22 protein-coding genes are annotated in these 19,437 nt (G+C 38.6%); 14 read left to right on the top strand and 8 right to left on the bottom strand.

The genetic code is table 11. The annotated features are described in order from the left end of the window. Nucleotides 1–79: 79 nt before the first annotated feature. The 5 genes from CDA10_RS10995 to CDA10_RS10975 all read left to right on the top strand — a co-directional run bounded on the left by CDA10_RS10995 (nucleotide 80) and on the right by CDA10_RS10975 (nucleotide 6,533). Nucleotides 80–613, top strand: coding sequence for an LPS-assembly lipoprotein LptE (locus CDA10_RS10995; RefSeq protein ID WP_089605652.1), 534 nt, complete (start codon nucleotides 80–82; stop codon nucleotides 611–613). A gap of 7 nt (nucleotides 614–620) precedes the next feature. Next, entirely contained in the window at nucleotides 621–1,613 is a 993-nt protein-coding gene (gene holA, locus CDA10_RS10990) for a DNA polymerase III subunit delta (RefSeq protein ID WP_089605651.1), read from the top strand. Nucleotides 1,614–1,754: 141 nt separating this feature from the next. Beyond that, entirely contained in the window at nucleotides 1,755–3,110 is a 1,356-nt protein-coding gene (locus CDA10_RS10985; protein WP_089605813.1) for a MacA family efflux pump subunit, read from the top strand. 2 nt (nucleotides 3,111–3,112) lie between these two features. Then, nucleotides 3,113–5,107, top strand: a complete 1,995-nt coding sequence (locus CDA10_RS10980) for a MacB family efflux pump subunit (protein WP_089605650.1) — start codon at nucleotides 3,113–3,115, stop codon at nucleotides 5,105–5,107. 22 nt (nucleotides 5,108–5,129) lie between these two features. Beyond that, entirely contained in the window at nucleotides 5,130–6,533 is a 1,404-nt protein-coding gene (locus tag CDA10_RS10975; RefSeq protein WP_089605649.1) for an efflux transporter outer membrane subunit, read from the top strand. A gap of 61 nt (nucleotides 6,534–6,594) precedes the next feature. Here the strand turns inward: CDA10_RS10975 and CDA10_RS10970 are convergent, their stop codons facing one another. The 3 genes from CDA10_RS10970 to orn all read right to left on the bottom strand — a co-directional run bounded on the left by CDA10_RS10970 (nucleotide 6,595) and on the right by orn (nucleotide 9,067). Further along, complete coding sequence (locus CDA10_RS10970; protein WP_089605812.1) at nucleotides 6,595–7,398, bottom strand: enoyl-ACP reductase FabI; 804 nt, start codon at nucleotides 7,396–7,398, stop codon at nucleotides 6,595–6,597. A 160-nt stretch (nucleotides 7,399–7,558) separates the two neighbouring features. Continuing rightward, a complete protein-coding gene (locus tag CDA10_RS10965) occupies nucleotides 7,559–8,293 on the bottom strand; it encodes a Bax inhibitor-1/YccA family protein (protein ID WP_089605648.1) in 735 nt (244 codons plus the stop codon). A gap of 216 nt (nucleotides 8,294–8,509) precedes the next feature. Then, on the bottom strand, nucleotides 8,510–9,067 hold the full coding sequence (gene orn / locus CDA10_RS10960) for an oligoribonuclease (protein ID WP_089605647.1): 558 nt from the start codon (nucleotides 9,065–9,067) through the stop codon (nucleotides 8,510–8,512). A gap of 122 nt (nucleotides 9,068–9,189) precedes the next feature. Between orn and rsgA the strand changes: the two genes are divergently transcribed. The 4 genes from rsgA (at nucleotide 9,190) to secB (ending at nucleotide 11,509) form a co-directional block, all read left to right on the top strand. Further along, complete coding sequence (rsgA, locus tag CDA10_RS10955) at nucleotides 9,190–10,248, top strand: ribosome small subunit-dependent GTPase A (protein ID WP_089605646.1); 1,059 nt, start codon at nucleotides 9,190–9,192, stop codon at nucleotides 10,246–10,248. A 91-nt stretch (nucleotides 10,249–10,339) separates the two neighbouring features. Further along, nucleotides 10,340–10,750: a rhodanese-like domain-containing protein gene (locus CDA10_RS10950; protein ID WP_089605645.1), complete on the top strand. Its 411-nt coding sequence runs from the start codon at nucleotides 10,340–10,342 to the stop codon at nucleotides 10,748–10,750. A gap of 16 nt (nucleotides 10,751–10,766) precedes the next feature. Further along, nucleotides 10,767–11,024, top strand: a complete 258-nt coding sequence (grxC, locus tag CDA10_RS10945; RefSeq protein WP_089605644.1) for a glutaredoxin 3 — start codon at nucleotides 10,767–10,769, stop codon at nucleotides 11,022–11,024. 26 nt (nucleotides 11,025–11,050) lie between these two features. Further along, nucleotides 11,051–11,509 carry a protein-export chaperone SecB gene (secB, locus tag CDA10_RS10940; protein WP_089605643.1) on the top strand — a complete coding sequence of 153 codons (459 nt, stop codon included), beginning with the start codon at nucleotides 11,051–11,053 and terminating at the stop codon, nucleotides 11,507–11,509. A gap of 119 nt (nucleotides 11,510–11,628) precedes the next feature. Here secB and CDA10_RS10935 read toward each other — a convergent pair whose 3' ends face one another. The 4 genes from CDA10_RS10935 to coaBC form a co-directional block, all read right to left on the bottom strand. Next, the gene (locus CDA10_RS10935; protein ID WP_089605642.1) at nucleotides 11,629–12,273 is read right to left on the bottom strand and encodes an alpha-ketoglutarate-dependent dioxygenase AlkB family protein; all 645 of its coding nucleotides are present in this window, start codon (nucleotides 12,271–12,273) and stop codon (nucleotides 11,629–11,631) included. Then, nucleotides 12,266–13,099: a bifunctional transcriptional activator/DNA repair enzyme AdaA gene (locus tag CDA10_RS10930; protein ID WP_089605641.1), complete on the bottom strand. Its 834-nt coding sequence runs from the start codon at nucleotides 13,097–13,099 to the stop codon at nucleotides 12,266–12,268. Before CDA10_RS10930 ends, CDA10_RS10935 begins: the two co-directional genes overlap by 8 nt. A 194-nt stretch (nucleotides 13,100–13,293) precedes the next feature. Continuing rightward, entirely contained in the window at nucleotides 13,294–13,668 is a 375-nt protein-coding gene (locus CDA10_RS10925; RefSeq protein WP_089605640.1) for a cytochrome b562, read from the bottom strand. 125 nt (nucleotides 13,669–13,793) lie between these two features. After that, nucleotides 13,794–15,065: a bifunctional phosphopantothenoylcysteine decarboxylase/phosphopantothenate--cysteine ligase CoaBC gene (gene coaBC, locus CDA10_RS10920; RefSeq protein ID WP_089605639.1), complete on the bottom strand. Its 1,272-nt coding sequence runs from the start codon at nucleotides 15,063–15,065 to the stop codon at nucleotides 13,794–13,796. Nucleotides 15,066–15,178: 113 nt separating this feature from the next. Between coaBC and radC the strand changes: the two genes are divergently transcribed. Continuing rightward, the gene (gene radC / locus CDA10_RS10915; RefSeq protein ID WP_089605638.1) at nucleotides 15,179–15,940 is read left to right on the top strand and encodes a RadC family protein; all 762 of its coding nucleotides are present in this window, start codon (nucleotides 15,179–15,181) and stop codon (nucleotides 15,938–15,940) included. 38 nt (nucleotides 15,941–15,978) lie between these two features. Continuing rightward, entirely contained in the window at nucleotides 15,979–16,890 is a 912-nt protein-coding gene (locus tag CDA10_RS10910) for a bestrophin family protein (RefSeq protein ID WP_089605637.1), read from the top strand. An 81-nt stretch (nucleotides 16,891–16,971) separates the two neighbouring features. Here the strand turns inward: CDA10_RS10910 and CDA10_RS10905 are convergent, their stop codons facing one another. Continuing rightward, nucleotides 16,972–17,826, bottom strand: coding sequence for a PHP domain-containing protein (locus CDA10_RS10905; RefSeq protein WP_089605636.1), 855 nt, complete (start codon nucleotides 17,824–17,826; stop codon nucleotides 16,972–16,974). Between the two features lie 44 nt (nucleotides 17,827–17,870). On the opposite strand from CDA10_RS10905, the gene CDA10_RS10900 reads away from it, so the two are divergent. Genes CDA10_RS10900 through CDA10_RS10890 form a run of 3 tightly spaced genes read left to right on the top strand, consistent with a single transcriptional unit; the run spans nucleotide 17,871 to nucleotide 19,352 of the window. Next, on the top strand, nucleotides 17,871–18,485 hold the full coding sequence (locus tag CDA10_RS10900) for a septation protein IspZ (protein WP_089605635.1): 615 nt from the start codon (nucleotides 17,871–17,873) through the stop codon (nucleotides 18,483–18,485). Nucleotides 18,486–18,511: 26 nt separating this feature from the next. Next, nucleotides 18,512–18,814 carry a YciI family protein gene (locus CDA10_RS10895; RefSeq protein ID WP_089605634.1) on the top strand — a complete coding sequence of 101 codons (303 nt, stop codon included), beginning with the start codon at nucleotides 18,512–18,514 and terminating at the stop codon, nucleotides 18,812–18,814. Between the two features lie 4 nt (nucleotides 18,815–18,818). After that, nucleotides 18,819–19,352 carry an SH3 domain-containing protein gene (locus CDA10_RS10890; RefSeq protein ID WP_089605633.1) on the top strand — a complete coding sequence of 178 codons (534 nt, stop codon included), beginning with the start codon at nucleotides 18,819–18,821 and terminating at the stop codon, nucleotides 19,350–19,352. Nucleotides 19,353–19,437: the final 85 nt, after the last annotated feature.

The following is a 19,437-nucleotide window of genomic DNA, read 5'->3' as shown; positions in this document are numbered from 1 at the left end:
CGGGCTTTAATTCTAAAATGTGGTGAATTTTAAAAAATTAAATATTCCATAAATTTTGGAATATCAAAGAGGACAAAGCATGCATTTAGTTCAACGTGTTGCCGCAGTTGTATTAACTTTGGGTCTAAGTGCGGGCTTAGTCGGCTGTGGCTTTCACTTAAAAGGCACCAATGCACAAGCAACGCCTTTGGTTTATACAAAATTAAACTTACAACTTCCTAAAAATACCGATGATCTTGAGAAAAAGCTCAGTGTGTATTTAACTGCAACTGGCGTTCAACTCAGTAATGCCAATGATGCTTATGTGTTACGTGTACTGGATTACAAACCTGTTCGCCATGAACTCAATGGTAAGCTAATTGAAACTTTATTACGTTTGAGCGTCACTTTCCAAATTGAAGATAAACAAGGCAATCCAATTACTGAACCACGTACATTAACCGCTTCACGCAGTTATCAATATGATGTTGAAACGGTCAATACAGATGACCAACAGTACAATTATTTAAGTCAAATTTTGATTGATGATATTGCTCAGCAAATGACTCGTCAAATTGCGGCAAATCGCTTACCAAAAGCAAAATCCATCAATATCCAACCTGCGGCGCAATAAATTCAGTATGAAACTTGACTATTTACAAGCCTTAAAAAGAGTCGATGAAGCTCGTGGAGCTTGGATTTTATATGGTCAAGAACCACTTTTAGAACAAAATGTTTTAGATGCCTTTCGTAAAAGTTGGGCATCACATGAAATTGAAAGACAGCGTTATGATTTAAATAGTGTCGCAGACTGGAAAAATGTATTTAATGCATTAAACAGTTTGTCGCTTTTTTCGCAGAACTTAGCGATCGAAGTACATGGCAATATCAAACCAGATGCCAATGCACTCAAACAACTTAAGCAATATATTCAACACAATGAACATAATTTGCTTTTAATTGTCATGCCTAAGCAAGATTCTGCAAGTTTAAAATCAAGCTTTTTTCAAACTGTAGAAGCCAATGGTGTGGTCGTTTCACTGACAGCAAATTACCCACAAGACCGTCAACGTATTTTGTCTATAGAAGCGGATCAATTGGGTGTGCAACTCAATCAAGATGCATGGACATGGTTAGAACAGCACCATGAACATAATCTATTGGCGGCAAAAAATAGCTTGATGCGAGTTGCAGATACATTTCCAGATCAGAAGCAAATTGAAATTGAACATTTGCAAGAATGTCTACAAGATCAGTCTCGCTATAGCACTTTCGATTTGAGTGATGCATTGCTTTCTGGAAACTTAGCCTTATCCGTTAAAATTTTCCAATACCTCATTGAATCTGGTGAACCAAACAGTTTAATTCTGTGGACGATCAGTAAAGAAATGCGTCTTTTGATGCAATTGTATGAACAACCACAAAATGCGTTACAACTGGGTATTTGGAAAACTAAAGTTTCTCATTACCAACAAACACTTAGACGCTTAAATCCTCGTGCTTTTTTGAATTGGCCACAACTTTTATTACGTATCGATGCTGCGATTAAAGGTCTAAGTAAAGAAAATCCTGAACATTTAATTCAACAGTGTATTGCTGAACTGTGTGGGAAAACATTATTTATCAATACTTAAACCTCAATATTTTATAAAATGAAAACAATGAGAATTAGTATGGAAAATAATTCTCATTTCTATTTATTTGAAAAAATTCACGCTTTATCCTTAATTGCTCATTATAATTTAATCAATTTTCAAATCAGCCATTCATTTGCCATGCCAAAAATAAAACCTGCAAAAGCCATTCTAATAGCGGTTTGTCTTGCCATTATTGCAACTATTTCTTGGTTTATGCTTAAACCTAAAAATGAACAACCACAGTACATCACGGCAGAAGCTAGCCGTGGAGATATTGAAGACTCTGTTCTTGCTACAGGTGACTTAGAAGCAACCAAAATGGTCAGTGTTGGTGCGCAGGTTTCAGGTCAAGTCAAAAAAATGTATGTGAAATTGGGTGACCAAGTGAAGCAAGGCCAACTGATTGCACAAATTGATTCAGTCCGTCAGGAAAATGAATTAAAAACCACGGAAGCCAATATCAAAAACCAACAAGCGCAGTTGGCAACCAAACAAGCAACATTAGCCAAAGCCGAAGCAGAATATAACCGTCAAAAGAATATGTTTGCTCAAGATGCAACATCGAAAGCAGAATATGAAAGTGCTTTAGCTGCCTTTAAAACAGCTCAAGCCGATATTACGGCCATGAATGCACAAATTGAACAATCACGTTTAACTCAAGCAACAGCCAAAGAAGACTTAGGTTATACCCGTATTGTGGCACCAATGGATGGAACTGTGGTTGCAATTGTGACTGAAGAAGGTCAAACCGTAAACGCAAACCAAAGTGCACCAACGATTGTGAAATTGGCAAAATTAGACACCATGACCATCAAAGCACAAATTTCTGAAGCGGATGTGATGAAGGTTGAAGAAGGTCAAAAAGTGTATTTTACCACTTTAGGTGATAGCGAGAAAAAGCGTTATGCAACTTTGCGTCAGGTCGAGCCTGCACCTGAATCAATCAATACAGAAACATCAAGCAACTCTTCATCATCTTCAAGTACAGCAATTTATTACAATGCCCTGTTTGATGTTCCCAACGATGATGGAAAATTGCGTATCGACATGACTGCTCAGGTTTACATTATCTTAGCAGAAGCAAAAAATGCACTGACTATCCCTGCAGCCGCATTACAAACTTCAAATCGTACAGAACGCTCAGGTAATAAAAATTCGAATACGTCAGCAAGTGCAACGCAATCGAATGGAACACAAAAAAACCAAAGCAATAAAAATGGCACTGGCAATAGTGAACGCCCAGAACGTCTACAACTGACAGCAGATGAAAAAGCACTCGTTGAGCAAGGTAAAGCATCTGTCGCTGTCGTTCGTATACTCCAAGCGGATAACACAACTAAACGCAAACAAGTCTTAGTTGGATTAAACAACCGCGTGACCGCACAAGTGTTACGTGGTTTGAATGAAGGTGAACAAGTTATCTTGGCAGATGGTTCTGATACATCGAATGATGCTGCTAAGCGTAGTAACCGTAGTGGCGCAATGAGATTTTAAGCATGGAACAAAACAATAATCAGATCGACCAACCTCTGTTAGAGGTGAATAATCTGATTCGTGAGTTCCCTGCGGGTGAATCCACGATTCAAATTTTAAAAAGCATTAATTTAAAAATTTATGCAGGAGAACTGGTTGCTATTGTTGGACAATCAGGCTCTGGTAAATCAACATTAATGAATATTTTGGGTTGTTTAGACCAACCCACTTCGGGTAGCTATCAAGTCAATGGACGAGAAACTCGTGAACTTGAAGCAGATGAATTGGCACAGCTTCGTCGTGAATATTTTGGTTTTATTTTTCAGCGTTATCACTTACTTGGCGATTTAAATGCAGCTGGAAACGTTGAAGTGCCTGCCATTTATGCAGGTATGGATCCGACTGTTCGCCAAAAACGTGCACATGAAATATTGACTGATTTAGGTCTTGGCGAAAAAACTCAAAACCGTCCGAATCAGCTCTCAGGTGGTCAACAACAACGTGTGTCGATTGCTCGTGCCTTGATGAATGGTGGTGATGTAATCCTTGCCGATGAGCCAACAGGTGCATTGGATAAAAATAGTGGTGTTGAAGTGATACGTATTTTACGTGAACTCAATGCCAAAGGTCACACCATCATTTTAGTCACCCATGATATGAATGTTGCTAAAAATGCGACACGTATTATTGAGATCAGTGATGGCAATATTATTTCAGACCGCCCGAATACACCTGAGCATGATAAAGAAATTGATGTTGTTGTAGAGAATGAGCCAAAATCTAGTCGAAAAAAATCTTCAAAATGGCGTTCTGCATTAGACCGTTTTGCTGAAGCATTCCGTATGGCTTTATTGGCAATGAATGCGCATCGTATGCGTACATTCCTCACCATGCTCGGCATCATTATTGGGATTGCCTCTGTGGTTTCAGTCGTTGCTCTAGGCAATGGTTCGCAAAAACAGATCCTTGAAAATATTAGCAGTTTAGGTACCAATACCATTACGGTGTTCCAAGGTCGTGGCTTTGGCGATAACTCCAAAACAGCGCAGTTTAAAACCCTCGTTCCCTCCGATGCCGATGCACTCTCTGAACAGCCCTATGTTGAAGCCGTCAGTCCGACGGTGAATAGTAGTGTCACTGCTCGTTTTAAAGAAATTGAAGCTTCTGCCACAGTCAATGGAGTCAGTAACGACTTCTTTAATGTAAAAGGTTTAACCTTTGCCTCGGGGCAAGCTTTTGATAAGCAAAGCGTGACGCAACGTGCTCAAGATGTGGTGATTGATTCAAATACTAAAAAAACCTTCTTTAGTGATGGTACAGATCCTTTAGGACAAGTCATTTTACTCGGCAGTGTCCCAAGCCGAATCATTGGCGTTGTGGATGCGCAACAAGGCATGATGGGAAATTCTGACAGTCTAAATGTCTATTTACCGTATTCAACAGTCATGAGTCGCATGTTAGGTCAAGCCAATGTACGAAGTATTATTGTCCGAGTGAAAGATGAATATCCAACGGCTGTTGCTGAAAATGCCATTCTATCTTTACTTGAACAACGCCACGGTGCTCAAGATGTATTTACTCAAAACTCAGATAGTATTCGTGAAACTATTGAACAAACCACACAGACCATGACCTTATTGGTTTCTGCGATTGCAGTCATTTCACTGGTGGTCGGCGGTATTGGTGTCATGAATATCATGTTGGTCTCTGTGACAGAACGTACCCAAGAAATTGGGGTACGTATGGCTGTAGGTGCGCGTCAAAGCGATATTTTGCAGCAGTTTTTAATTGAAGCAATTTTAGTCTGTATTCTAGGTGGCATTTTAGGTGTTCTACTCTCTTTAGGAATCGGACAACTCTTTAGTCAAGTGGCCAAAGGCTCCTTCCAAATGGCCTATTCAACAACTTCAATTATTGCCGCTTTCGTCTGTTCAACTTTGATTGGTGTGGTGTTTGGATTCATTCCTGCACGTAATGCAGCACAGCTCAATCCTGTTGATGCACTGTCCCGTGAATAATCAAAGAATAAGGAAAAATTTCATGCAAATGAATTTAACAAAACTTGTAACAGCCTTGATTCTTGGAAGTTCATTGGTCGGATGTGCTGCTGTAGTCAAAACTCCCTATGAAGCACCTTCTGTGCAAATTCCGAATAGCTTTGCTTATGACAAGGCGAAATCTCAACAGATCCATGCAGATTTGTATGCAGATCAGTGGTGGACTTTATTTGGAGACACTCAGCTCAACCAATTGGTGGATCAAGTTATTCAACGTAATGCTGATTTGGCTGTTGCTGGCATCAATTTACAAACTGCACGTTTAAAAGCTGGTTTGGCACGTGACCAACAAGGACCTCGTGTCAACTCAGGCGTATCGACAGGACATAGTTTTGATCTAAATTCAGGTGATGATGCTGCCAAAGGTGTATCTTTAAGTGCAGGTGTGAGCTATGAAGTTGACTTGTTTGGAAAATTGGCTCGTCAAACTGAGGCAGCCAAATGGGAATCTTTAGCCACTGAACAAGATTTGCAAGCCACTGGGCAAACTTTAGTGGGAACAACTGCAAATTTATATTGGCAATTGGGCTATTTGAATGAGCGTTATAGCACAGCACAACAAAGTTTAGCCGCAACACAAAAAACCTATGAATTGGTACGAACACAGTATCGAGCAGGAGCTGTTTCTGGTCTCGATTTGACGCAGGCTGAGCAATCTGTGCAAAGTCAAAAAGCCAGTTTAAGTCAAATTGAGCAGCAGTTGGTTGAAGCTCGTACTGCATTAGCGGTGTTACTACAAATTCCAGTTCAGCAATTGAATATTCAAGAGCCTAAACGTTTACCTCGTATCAGTTTGCCGAATATTGCGTCGGGTTTACCTGCGGATATTTTGTCTCGTCGTCCTGATTTACGTGCTGCTGAATTACGTTTACGTGAGTCATTAGCAACCAAAGATGCAACCAAAGCCAGTTACTACCCTTCCATTAGCCTTACTGGAAATTTAGGCTCGACCAGTACATCATTGACCAATTTATTGAAAAACCCTGCTCTGACTTTAGGTGCAAGCTTGAGCTTACCGTTTCTTCAATATAATGATATGAAGAAAGATATCAAGATCAGTGAATTGGACTATGAAAAAGCAATTATTCAGTATCGTAATACGCTATATCAAGCATTTGCCGATACTGAAAATGCGCTGTCAAACCGTAGTGAATTAGACAAGCAAGTGACTTTTCAGCAAAAAAATTTAGAGCTTGCTGAAAAAACGGAGCGTTTAACTGAAGTACGTTATCGTAATGGTGCAATTGCATTGAAAAATTTATTGGATGCACAGGAAACAACTCGAAATGCTCGAGTATCGTTGGTTCAAACCAAACAAAATCAATACAATGCTTATGTTACTTTGATGCAAGCTTTGGGTGGCAGTCCGATTAAGCAATTGCCTTAAAACTTAAAAAAGCCCTGTAAAGGGCTTTTTATAAAGCATTTAGAATAATGAGAACAAAAAGTTATTCACTATCCATCATCGATTGGCTCATACCTACAGTATTGAAACCAGCGTCAACATAAAGAATTTCGCCAGTAATACCATTTGCCCACGGTGAACATAGGAATAATGCAGCATTCCCTACATCTTCAATCGTCACATTACGTTTTAATGGTGCAATTTTCTCATTAGCATCCAACATTTTACGGAATGATTTGATTCCTGAAGCAGCCAAAGTACGGATAGGTCCTGCTGAAATTGCATTGACACGAATCCCTTCAGCACCAAGGCTTGAAGCTAAGTAACGTACACCTGCTTCTAATGATGCTTTTGCCATGCCCATAACATTATAGTTTGGCATTACAGTTTCAGAACCTTGATAAGTCAACGTCAGTAAACAACCTTGACGGACAAGCAATAACGGTTTTGCAGCACGTGCCATTGCCACAAAACTATATGCGCTAATGTCATGTGCAACTTTAAAACCTTCACGGTCAGTCACATCAGTAAAGTCACCATCAAGCGTATGCGCTGGTGCAAAACCAATCGAGTGCACCACACCATCTAAACCGTCCCAGTGTTTTGCCAATTCAACAAAAGCATTGTCAATGTCAGCATCATTTGCAACATCACAAGGAAATACCAATTGTGAACCGAATTGTTCTGCAAACTCATCAACACGTTTTTTTAATTTTTCATTTGGATAAGTAAATGCAAGTTCTGCACCTTCACGGTGTAATGCCTGAGCAATACCAAATGCAATGGATAATTTACTCGCAACGCCCGCAATTAAAAAGCGCTTACCTGCCAATAGTCCTTGTGCCATGAAATTCTCACTTGATAATGTTTGCATGCATAATGCCAAGACTTTGCGCAGAACAAAATTGCATAATGCATCTTTTTTCGAAAGTTTACGAAATAATAAAAAATCACGCTCATGAGCGTGATTTTTTGGTACAGCCTACACAGGAATGAATTAAATCAAATTAATCATCACCTTGAAGTAAGCTAAATAAGCGCATGAATGAATAATACATCCAAACCAAAGTTGCCAATAACGCAATACCACACAACCATTCAAATGCTTTAGGCGCACGTTGCGCAGCAGCAGATTCAATCAAATCAAAATCAAGAATTAAATTAAGCGAAGCAATAACAGCAACAAATGCTGCAAAACCAAGACCTAACCAGTTACTTTCAAAAATGAATGGAATACTTGAACCAAAGGCTAAACGCATAACAAATTGCACCACAAAAACCAATGCAATCGCAATCGTTGCAGACATCACAACTGATTTGAATTTCTCAGTCGCATGAATAATCTGAAAACGGTATAAACCAAACATCACCAAGGTTGTTACAAAGGTTGCCAAAAGTGCTTGTAATGGCACACCAGGGAATTTCATTTGGAAAATAACCGATACGCCACCCAAAAAAGCACCTTCAAAAAATGCATAAGGGATTGCTAAAACAGGTGCGGTATTCGGTTTAAATGTGGTAATTAACGCGAGAATAAGACCACCAATTGCACCAACCATTGCAGCAGCGTATGCAATACCAATATTTAAAGTACTAAAGCTATAGAAAAAAATACCCAAACCCAGTACAGCGGCAATCACAGTTAACAAAACTGATTTTTGGATTGCACCTTGTACAGTCATAGGTTCTGCATAATCTGCATACGTTTCCGCACGCGTTAAAATTGGGTTATTACTTTGCATAGTCACTCTCTTTGTAATAATTCAAATATAAAAGAATATTAAAACGTTTTATTGCAAACAATTTGAATTGCTTGCTATTTTTTGTAACGCATCATCGAAGATCATTAGGATAAGTATAACTTAAAAACTCAAAATGAAAAGTGGTTAAAAAAGAGGCTGATTCAGCCTCTTGATGCACGAACATTATTCATTTAAAAATAACTAAAAGGTTAACTATCAATCTTGATTGGTAATAAAGAAGTACTGACGATAATATTTAAGCTCAGCAATCGAATCACGAATATCATCCATCGCCAAATGCGAAGCATTTTTCTTTAAACCACTCATAATTTCTGGACGCCAGCGTTTTGCCAACTCTTTTACAGAAGAAACGTCTAGATTACGATAATGGAAAAATTGCTCAAGCTCAGGCATTAAGCGATGCATAAAACGGCGGTCTTGGCAAATCGAGTTACCACACATCGGTGAAGTTTTAGGATTTACCCACTTTTTCAAGAACTCTAGGGTTTGCTGTTCCGCATCTTGCGCTGTAAGTTTGCTACGGCGTACACGTTCAATCAAACCCGATTGACCATGTTGTTTGGTGTTCCATTCATCCATTGCATTTAAAATTAAATCAGACTGATGCACTGCGAGCACAGGGCCTTCCGCTAAGATATTCAAATGATCATCGGTTACAATGGTTGCAATCTCGATAATCTTATCGTTATCTGTATCCAGACCTGTCATTTCAAGGTCGATCCAAATCAGGCGAGTATCAGCGGTGCTGCTCATATAATGCAATCTTATTAGGTTAGAAAATAAGAATAGTAGCAAATTTCTAGCATCTTCGCTGTAATTCATTCGCCCATCATGTTATTTTTGCCTTTCAATATGCATGGTTTTTTAGGATATGAATGGCTTTAATTCGTAAACGTCGTTTAACTGAACAGCAACAACGTCGCATTCAGAAACAACACAAAACACGCCAAGAAGAAATCGATACGTCTAACGATCTTGAAGGTCTTGTTGTTCAACATTATGGGCGACAACTCGAAATACAAGCGCTTTCAACTCCAAGTCATCATCCTGAAAAACCTCAAGTCAAAACTGGCGAACCTGAGCCTTTTTGGAAACCGATTGAAATAGGCAGTGTATGGCGTTGTCATACGCGAACCAACTTAGAGTTATTGGTAACAGGTGATAAAGTCAAATGGCAAGCTGACCCAAATACGGGTTTAGGGATTATCACAGCCATTCACCCACGTACATCTCTTTTGACTCGACCTGACCGTTATCATAAAGTCAAACCTGTCGCTGCCAATATTAGCCTCATTGTTATTGTTTTTGCTGCTTTACCTGAACCTGCGCCGACTTTAATTGACCGCTATTTAGTGGCATGTGCAGAAGCTGATATCCCTGTGTTATTGGTATTGAATAAATCTGATTTACTCAAAGAAAATGACCCAATCTTAGATTTGCTGAAAGAATATCAAAACTTAGGCTATGAAGTTTTAATCACACAAGCTGAAGGTGATCTGAGTGAATTGGCACAACGTCTAGATAATGAAACCGTTGCCTTTGTCGGTCAGTCAGGTGTGGGTAAAAGCTCATTAATTAACATTATTGTTCCCGATGCAGCGCAAAAAACCAATATTATTTCGGAAAATTCGGCATTAGGGCAACATACAACAACTTCAACACGTTTAATTCGTTTTGGGGAAAATGGTGCTTTGATTGATTCTCCAGGAATTCGTGAATTTGGACTTTGGCATTTAGATTTAGAAAAAATTGATGCTGGATTCCCCGATATTGGCAATTTCTTGGGACATTGCCAATACAGAAATTGCACCCATACCCATGAGAAACAGTGTGCAGTTAAAGCTGCTGTAGAAAATGGTGAGGTTTTAGCCAGACGACTAGAAAGTTATTTGCGCTTAATTGAAGAAATCACTGATGCGCAACAAAAAAGTTAAATTTCTTTAAAACTAACCTTGAAGCGGTGATTTTGATCACCATATATATACGCTATACTCGACACAATTTTTGATTGTAATTAGGTGACTTGTGGAACGCTGGTTTGAGTTTATGGGGAATCACCCCTTCTTGTTTGGTATTTTAGGGGTACTTGTTGCCTTGTTCTTTATTTTTGAAGGACAACGTAATGGTCGTAAAATTTCACCACAATCATTGGGTATTTTAGTGAAAGCTAAAAATGCCATGCTTGTAGATTTGCGTGATGCTAAGGATTTCCGTGAAGGACATATCAGTGGTAGCCGTAATATTCCATATAGCCAAATTTCAAGTCATATTGAAGAGTTAAAAGCTGCGGATCGTCCAATCGTGTATATCTGTAACTTAGGTCAAGTTGCAGGTACAGCATTACAACAGGTCGGTCATGCAGATAGTTATCGTCTTGATGGTGGTATTAGTAATTGGAAAGCTCAAGGCTTGCCATTAGTTAAAGCTAAGAAATAAGCGAAAGGAGTTCAACATGACCGCTGAAGTAAAAGTTTATTCAACAACTTTCTGCCCATATTGCGTACGTGCAAAATCTCTACTTGAGCGTAAAGGTGTTACTTTTACCGAAATCAATCTAGATGAAGAAGCGCCAGAAGTGAAGGTTGAGCTTATGCAAAAAACCCGACACCGTACAGTGCCACAAATTTTTATCAATGATCAGTTTATTGGCGGTTTTGACCAGCTTTATGCTTTAGAAAAAGATGGCAAACTCGACGAATTACTTGGTTAACACACGAAAAATTGAAGGAATAAATAATGAGTGAAGAACAACAAGCTCAACCACAACTTGCTTTAGAACGTATTTACGCTAAAGATTTATCTTTTGAAGTGCCTGGGGCTCAAGTTTTTACAAAAGAATGGCAACCTGAGTTGAATATCAACTTGTCATCTGCTGCTGAAAAAATTGATGATACTCATTTCGAAGTATCATTAAAAGTTGTTGTTCAAGCGAATAACGCAGGCGATACAGCATTTATCGTAGATGTAACTCAAGCAGGTATTTTCTTGATTGATGGCATTGAAGAAGATCGCCTTCCTTACATTTTAGGTGCATATTGTCCAAATATTTTATTCCCTTTCCTTCGTGAAGCGGTGAATGAACTTGTGACTAAAGGTAGTTTCCCTCAATTGCTACTTACTCCAATCAATTTTGATGCAGAGTTCGAAGCAAATATGGAGCGTGCTCAGGCCGCTGCTGCTGAAGGTCAAGCTTAATTTCTCTGATTCTCAATTAGATTTTAAGTTTGAAAAGACCGCTTTATGCGGTCTTTTTTATTACGTATGGAAAGCGTTCTAAATTTCAGTGTGAAATCGTGAATGCATCTCGTATTACTTTACTCAATAATCGTTCTGAAGGTCAGGTTAACACGTGCTCTAAATACCTTCTTTGTTGGCGCTAAACGATGCAACCAATACGTTTGAGTCACATCTTTCATGACCAATAGGCTGCCATGCTCTAAGAAAATATCAACTTTTTCCTGAGTCTGCTTATGTTTAAAAGAAAACTTACGTTCTGCACCAAAACTCAATGAAGCAATTGCACCATTCTTTTTTAAATCTATTTCCCCATCACTATGCCAAGCCATACCTTCTGCACCCGTATGATAAAGATTGAGTAGACATGAGTTAAAACTTTCACCGGTTTTTTGTTCAACGATCGCTTTAAGTTTTAATAATTCTTCTGTCCAAACTAATGCATATCTTTGAATATTCGAATAAGTGTATTCAAATGCTTGATCGCCATACCAAGCCACTTTTCTTTTCGTTGTTATCGTTTTTCCAAAAATAATAGCTTGATCATGTTGCCATGCAATAGTCATCAATAATCGTTCTAGATAATAATTGGCAGTGTGCTCATCAAAAATTTTACCGTAATAATTCACCGTACCGTCTTGGGGTAACAGATTTGCATTTACGTGGATTTGAGAATTTCCTAAATCTAAATGTATCTGCGGTGATTTTTGTTCAGATTTATTCATAACAATGCCCTGCTTCCCAACCAATCATGGCCATTTTGCGAGTTTTGCCCCAGTGATATGCACCAAAAACACCCGTAGATTGAATCACACGATGGCATGGGATCAAGAATGCGACTGGATTATTGCCAATGGCTGTTCCTACAGCTCTTGATGCTTTAGGTGTTTCTATATGTTTTGCAATTTCACCATAATTTGAAAGTTTTCCCATGGGAATTTTGAGTAAACATTCCCACACTTTCAGCTGAAAATCAGTACCTTTTAAATGCAATTTAATTTGGGGTAAATTCAAAGGTTTTGATGAAAATATTTCTAAAGCATTTTGTTGCAAGTCATCTGACTGCCAAATAAATTCAGCATTGGGGAATTGCTCGATCAGTGCTGCATAAGCATCCATTCTATTTTCAATAAATGCCATAAAACATATACCCTTTGTTGTTGAGGCAATAATCGCTTCACCAAAAAACGTTTCAACATATTGATAATTGATTGTTAAATTTTCCCCGCCATTTTTATATTCAGCAGGTGTCATCCCCTCAATTTGAATAAATAAATCATGCAAACGGCTGGTACTAGACAACCCTGTTTCAAAGGTTGCATCCAACACACTTTGATCTTGTTTGAGAATACTTTTTGCATGTTCCAAACTGATATATTGCAAAAATTTCTTCGGACTTGTTCCTGCCCATTCAGTAAATAAGCGTTGAAAATGTGCAGGACTTAAATGAACATGTGCAGCCACTTCATCTAAATTAGGCTGATCTTTAAAATTTTTCTTAATGTATTCAATTGCCTGAGCTATACGTTCAAATTGTTTATGCTGTTGCATCACATTTCCCTCCTTCTACTCATATTACTTTAGCAATAGACAGTTATAGAGAAAATCCAAATCATGCTCAGTTTAAATATCTTCATTATTAAAAGTGAATCTAAAAAAACCGCTAGTGATAAACACTAACGGTTTTGATTATTTCTGGTCTTGATTATTTCTAGTCTTAATCATTTCTAGTCTTGATGAATTTATTAATGATAAAGCTTATGTCCTTGATCACGAATGTCAGCAAGTTTTTTGCCTTCCATTTTGGCATGATCTAAATGACCGCCTTTCACCAAAGCTTGAGTTTTGTCAATTTGCGCAATCAGTTGATCAAATAATTGCGTTGATGTTGGCGCGCTTGCATCGCCACGGCCTTTCAACTTAACTTTTTTGGCATCTGTTGCAGCAGCACGCATATTGTCCAAAGCTTTATTGGCATCTGCCGCATTTGTGGTTTGATTGAATGCTTTATAATTTTTAGCAAGTGTTTTCATGTTCTGTTCTAAGTCTGCTGCAAAACTCATTGAACTCAATGTGAATGCAGAAACGAGCATAACGGTGGCTAAAGTTTTTTTGATCATCGTGATCATCCTTTAAAACTGTGGCTATTGTAGATTACGGTTTATTATCCATTTTCAATGTTAAACATAGTTTAAAACAGTAAAGAATAGCAAATAAAAAATGCAACGAATTCGTTGCATTTTCATTACTTAACTTTAGTTTCAATCTCATGGTGCAAAGCATCATGAATCGCTTCTACCAATTGTTGTGCAATATCCTGCTTAGAGGCTTTTTCTAAGTCACGCTTTTCCATTTGGTATTGCTCTGCAAAGAAAACCGTCATCGCATTTTGATCCGATGCAAAGCCAATATCTGCACGAGAAACATCATTACATGCGATCATATCTAGCTTTTTCGCAACTAATTTTCCAGCAGCATATTCTTCAACATTACGGGTTTCAGCAGCGAATCCAACCATGAATGGACGCTTTTCTTGTTGTGCAATGGTCGCCACAATATCAGGGTTTTTAACCAATGAAACATTCAGTTCATCACCAGCTTTTTTAATTTTATGCTCTGAAACTTCTGCTACACGGTAATCAGCCACTGCTGCTGTAGCAATGAAAATATCACAGCCTTCTTCAAGCTGATGCATACTTTCATCCAACATTTTTATTGCAGATGATACATTGATACGGCGTACACCATTCGGCGTATCTAAGCTTACTGGCCCAGCCAATAATGTGACTTTTGCACCCGCACTATAACAGGCCGCAGCAATCGCAAATCCCATTTTACCAGTACTATGGTTTGAAATATAACGTACAGGGTCAATCGCTTCACGTGTCGGCCCTGCGGTAATCACCACACGTTTGCCTGCAAGTAAACCAAACTTTTCTGCAATCGCACGCTGCGCTTGATGAAAATAATTTTTGACCTGTTCTGCCAAGTCTTCAGGTTCAGGCATACGCCCTAAACCCACATCACCACACGCCTGTGAACCAGCTTCAGGCATGATCACATGCACACCATCTTCAACCAATGTATTCAAATTACGTTGTGTTGCTTTGGCCGCCCACATTTGTTGGTTCATCGCAGGTGCGGCCCATACAGGGGCTTTGGTCGCTAGATATAACGTACTGAGTAAATCATCTGCTAAACCTGCTGCAAACTTAGCAATCGTGTCACAACTTGCAGGAGCAACGAGAATTAAATCCGCCCAACGCGCTAATTCAATATGCCCCATTCCTGCTTCTGCTTCCGTATCCAATAATTCAGTATGTACTGAATTTCCAGACAAAGCTTGAAACGTAAGTGGTGTGATAAAAGCCTGTGCGCCTTTGGTCATCACCACACGGACATTAAAGCCATAATCTTTTAGACGACGGACGAGGATCGCACTTTTATAAGCAGCAATACCACCAGTAACAGCGAGAATAATATTTTTATTAGAAAATACACTGAGATCGAAACTCACGATCAGGCCACCTTTCTATTGCAGTGGCGCTCACAATATCATTAAATAGCACATCTCCCAAGCGATTCGAGGGAGAAAAATGAAAAGTAAAATAAATTATAAATGAGAAAATAATGAATCATTCCACTCCAAAAATACCTTATACCTTAAGCACTCATCATTCAATTAAACAATGGCCTGAACAAGAACGTCCTCGAGAACGTTTACTTTTACAAGGTGCGGAAAGTTTATCTGATGCGGAGTTACTTGCGATCTTTTTGAGATCGGGCTCCAGACAACATTCAGCAGTAGAATTAGCACGGCTGCTTATCCAACACTTTGGCAATTTAAATACAGTTTTTGATGCTTCTTTGGAGGATTTAAGACAATTTCATGGTATTGGTGATACCAAATATTCCCAACTCATGGCAGTCAAAGAGTTAGGACGGCGCTATTTAAAACATCATCTTCATCAAGGTTTAGACCTGAGCCGTTCAGACTTAATTCGAGATTATTTGAGATATGAATTAGTTGGCGAAACCCAAGAAGTCTTTGCAGTCCTATGTTTGGATAGTCAATTACGCAAATTAAGTTTTAAAAAGTTATTCTTTGGTTCAGTCAACTATTGCAATATTTCGATTAACCAATTGTTGCGATATGCTATTCAAAAACATGCAACCAATATTGTGATTGCCCATAATCACCCCAAAGGTTTGGCAAAACCTTCACGTGAAGATTACAACCTCACTCAAGAAATATTAACAGCCTGTCAACTGCTTGAAATAGAATTATTGGATCATATCATTATTGCATCTGAACAAAGTTATTCCTTTGCCGAACATGGTTTGATCAAATCTAAAACGTTCACTACGAATGTTATTGACAAGTCTGAATGAAGCAGTGAAGATCACTAAAAAATTATAGACTCAAAAGCATGATTGTCCGCGAGCAAAATGACACCTTTAAACTATTATTCTCATGGCGAGGTACAATTTTACCTAAAGTTTTACCGCCATTAGGTTTTGTCATGCTCATTTCAGCCATTGTTGGTGGAATCGAATATATTGATTTATATCGTTTTCCTGAACTTCCTTTGGTCGGATTCACTTTAATTGGCGTCGTACTTTCAATTTTTTTAGGCTTCAAAAATACTGCTTGTTATGATCGTTGGTGGGAAGCGCGCAAACTTTGGGGCATGCTCATTGCCAATGCACGTCATTTTGATCGTGATTGTCGTATTTTCCCACAGGGTCGGCGCGAACGAATTATTCAACATGTAATTGTTTATGCAAATGTTTTAAGAGATCGCCTACGTCATCAAACAGCAAGCCCTGATGCTTTAATCGAAACCAGTGGAATGAGCCAACAAGCGCTCACGCAATTGTACCAGCAAGCCAATGCACCACAGTACACACTCAGTTTGATTCAATGGGAACTTATGCAAGCCCTAAAAGAGGGTGAAATTTCCGATATTATTTATACTCAACTGAATGAACATGTAAATGAGTTAAGTTTGGTTCAAACAGGTTGTGATCGAATCGCAACAACACCTTTACCTTTTGCTTATTCAGTTTTGTTGAATCGTACTGTGTATTTTTTCTGTTTTATGCTGCCGTTTAGCTTAGGCTCTTTACTGGGTTTAGCGACACCATTACTAGTGGGTATTTTAGCTTATACATTCCTTGGGCTTGATGCTTTAAGTACCGAGATTGAAGAACCATTTGGTACACAAAGTAATGATTTACCTTTAGATTCTATGGTACGCATGATCGAAATTGAACTATTGGGAACCTTAGGAAAACCTACTCCACCACCGATTCAAGCTCAGGATCACAATCTACTTTAATGAGAATAAGTAAACTTTCTGTTCTCCTCTCTCCATTTGGGAAAGAGGATGAGGGAATATAATAAAAGAAGAAAGAAAAGTTTAAATAACAAAACTTTCCCAAATGCCCACTTGCCCTTCTTTTACCCGTGGAATATTGCCTAGTTTGATCCAAGGCATATTATCACCGTGAAAATCACTCCCCACAGAAACCTTTAAATCAAACTGTTCAATCAAACGATCAACCATTTGTCGAGTAGAAGCAGTTTCAATAGCTGGAGGCAATTCAATCGCATCACCGCCATGTTGAGCAAATAATTCAATCAGATAACGAATATTGGTCGCAGATAAGTCATAACGTGTTGGATGCGCCAATACTGCAAAACCTTGACTGTCATGAATCACTTGTATCGTTTCTGCCAAGCCCAAACCATCAAATTTCACATAGGCTTTTTTACCCTCTTTGATATATTTATCAAAAGCTTGCTGTGGGCGTTGTACGATACCTTTTTCCACTAAGGTTTTGGCAATATGAGTACGGGTAATGCGGTCAGGTTCGCCATCTACCTTTGCCACAACATCTGCATAAATATCCTGATGAATTAATGGGATAAGTAGGTCACAGATCTGCCGTGCACGTTCAGCTCGAATTTTTTTTTGTTCAGCTAAAAGCTTTTGTAAGGGTTCATGATTTTGCATGTTGAGTGCCACAATATGCACACCATAACTTTTCTGAGTTGATGGCCTAGACCATTGGCTTGAGATTTCTACGCCTGAAATGATTTGAATTGGTTGATTTTTTGCAACTTGTTCAGCTTGTATTAAGCCATCCATGCTATCGTGGTCCGTCAATGCAAGCGTATGGATGCCTTTTTCGAGGGCAGCCTGCACCAGTAACTCTGGAGTCATAGTTCCATCAGAAATATTACTGTGAGTATGTAAATCTACGCCTTGCATCTTTTATACTATCCCATTCACTTGAACAGACTAGATACTTTAACATGAAAGCACTCTTAGACTTTGTGCCCCTCATAATTTTCTTTTACTTGTATAAAACGGTCGATCCTAAAAATACTGATCATCCATTATTACAATTGATCGGATCGGCAGGTGGCGTCAACAACAATAATATTCTAGTCGCAACCACTGGTTTAATTATTTCAATGTTAGTTGTTTACGGTGCTTTATTTGTCTTCCAAAAATTTCGTTTAGATAAACAACAATGGTTTGTTTTATTTATGACTGTGATCTTTGGTGGAATCACTTTAATGCTAAGTGATGATTTTTATATTCGTCTTAAAGCTGCAATCTTAAATCTAGCCTTTGCAGGTGCATTTCTTCTCTCACCTTATTTCGGTAAAGATAAAAAACCACTTATTCAAAGATTATTTGGCCCAGTATTAGATTTAACTGAAAAAGGCTGGAAAAATTTAAACTTTGCATGGGCTGCGATGTTCATTGTGATGTCGTGCTTACATATTTTCTTTGCTTTTTTATTCGCTGGTGGAAAATATTGGGGCGAATTTACAGCATTTGGTGACATGATCGTGATGTTTTCCTTTATCATTATCCAGTTTATTATTTTGCGTAAACACTTTAAGTCTACCGACGAATAATGTGTTTAGCCGATTAGAGAAGTGAAATGCCTTTATTTTTAATTACGTGTACCGACAATGAAGGTACTGTAGAAAAACGTCTTGCAGTTCGTCCACAACATTTAGCACGTTTAGAAAAATTAGATGCTGAAGGACGAGTGATTGTTGCAGGCGCTATGCCAAGAGATCGTGAAAATCCACAAGCTGGTTTTTATGGAAGTACTTTGATTCTTGACTTTGAAAGCCGTGAAGCATTGGATGAATGGTTACAAGAAGAACCTTTCTTAAAAGAAGGGATCTATGGTCATATTGATGTTAAACCATTCAATAAAGCACTGCCTAAAGGATAACAAGATGCGCGTTGTAGTCCAAAGCTTACTTGGCTTTACTTTACTCAGTTCATCAATACTGTTACCAACGGTATCGGCTGAGCCTGCTCCAACAACTGTTCCTGCAACACAAACAACGACTGCAACGCATCCTTCGTCAGCGAATCAAGCTGCTGTTGTACCACCTAAGCCAAGTATTATTCCCGCAGTTGCAGGTGCAAATTCGAATACTCAATCACAAGCTTTAGTTCAAGAAAATAAACCTTTGACTGCTGAACAAATTGTCAAAGAAAAAGTCTCTCAAGAAGCCAAAGTCAAAGCATTGGTCAAAGATCAAGCGACTCGTTTACAACAGCTTGAAAAAGCCAATCTTGAAGCATTATCACAAAACCAAGAACTACAATTAAAGAATGATAATTTAGGCGTTCAAGTCCAAGTTTTACAAAGTGAACAAAGTGCCCAAATGTTTTTATACGGCGCGGCAACCATTGCTGTCGGCGTACTGCTTGGCTTTTTGATCGCCAGTTATATTTACACCAAACGTCGTCGTCAGTGGTAAGCCGCTGTTATGACTTTTTTTTAAGTGTTTCTTCTAAATTTGATACGCGAAAACCTCATCCGCAACGTGTTTGAGGCAAATTACC

It is taken from the genome of Acinetobacter piscicola (assembly GCF_002233755.1).
Lineage (GTDB): Bacteria > Pseudomonadota > Gammaproteobacteria > Pseudomonadales > Moraxellaceae > Acinetobacter > Acinetobacter piscicola.
Note: the sequence above shows the minus strand (reverse complement) of the source record. Positions and strands in the feature narration are given on the sequence as shown.

Coding starts and splice junctions, on each gene's coding strand:
- CDA10_RS10980 (WP_089605650.1), top strand. CDS start 3,113: ATGGAACAAAACAATAATCAGATCGACCAACCTCTGTTAGAGGTGAAT.
- orn (WP_089605647.1), bottom strand. CDS start 9,067: ATGAGCAGCACCGCTGATACTCGCCTGATTTGGATCGACCTTGAAATG.
- CDA10_RS10925 (WP_089605640.1), bottom strand. CDS start 13,668: ATGATCAAAAAAACTTTAGCCACCGTTATGCTCGTTTCTGCATTCACA.
- secB (WP_089605643.1), top strand. CDS start 11,051: ATGAGTGAAGAACAACAAGCTCAACCACAACTTGCTTTAGAACGTATT.
- CDA10_RS10995 (WP_089605652.1), top strand. CDS start 80: ATGCATTTAGTTCAACGTGTTGCCGCAGTTGTATTAACTTTGGGTCTA.
- grxC (WP_089605644.1), top strand. CDS start 10,767: ATGACCGCTGAAGTAAAAGTTTATTCAACAACTTTCTGCCCATATTGC.
- CDA10_RS10970 (WP_089605812.1), bottom strand. CDS start 7,398: ATGGCACAAGGACTATTGGCAGGTAAGCGCTTTTTAATTGCGGGCGTT.
- CDA10_RS10890 (WP_089605633.1), top strand. CDS start 18,819: ATGCGCGTTGTAGTCCAAAGCTTACTTGGCTTTACTTTACTCAGTTCA.
- CDA10_RS10910 (WP_089605637.1), top strand. CDS start 15,979: ATGATTGTCCGCGAGCAAAATGACACCTTTAAACTATTATTCTCATGG.
- CDA10_RS10900 (WP_089605635.1), top strand. CDS start 17,871: ATGAAAGCACTCTTAGACTTTGTGCCCCTCATAATTTTCTTTTACTTG.
- CDA10_RS10895 (WP_089605634.1), top strand. CDS start 18,512: ATGCCTTTATTTTTAATTACGTGTACCGACAATGAAGGTACTGTAGAA.
- CDA10_RS10930 (WP_089605641.1), bottom strand. CDS start 13,099: ATGCAACAGCATAAACAATTTGAACGTATAGCTCAGGCAATTGAATAC.
- CDA10_RS10975 (WP_089605649.1), top strand. CDS start 5,130: ATGCAAATGAATTTAACAAAACTTGTAACAGCCTTGATTCTTGGAAGT.
- radC (WP_089605638.1), top strand. CDS start 15,179: ATGAATCATTCCACTCCAAAAATACCTTATACCTTAAGCACTCATCAT.
- CDA10_RS10965 (WP_089605648.1), bottom strand. CDS start 8,293: ATGCAAAGTAATAACCCAATTTTAACGCGTGCGGAAACGTATGCAGAT.
- CDA10_RS10935 (WP_089605642.1), bottom strand. CDS start 12,273: ATGAATAAATCTGAACAAAAATCACCGCAGATACATTTAGATTTAGGA.
- holA (WP_089605651.1), top strand. CDS start 621: ATGAAACTTGACTATTTACAAGCCTTAAAAAGAGTCGATGAAGCTCGT.
- CDA10_RS10905 (WP_089605636.1), bottom strand. CDS start 17,826: ATGCAAGGCGTAGATTTACATACTCACAGTAATATTTCTGATGGAACT.
- rsgA (WP_089605646.1), top strand. CDS start 9,190: ATGGCTTTAATTCGTAAACGTCGTTTAACTGAACAGCAACAACGTCGC.
- CDA10_RS10985 (WP_089605813.1), top strand. CDS start 1,755: ATGCCAAAAATAAAACCTGCAAAAGCCATTCTAATAGCGGTTTGTCTT.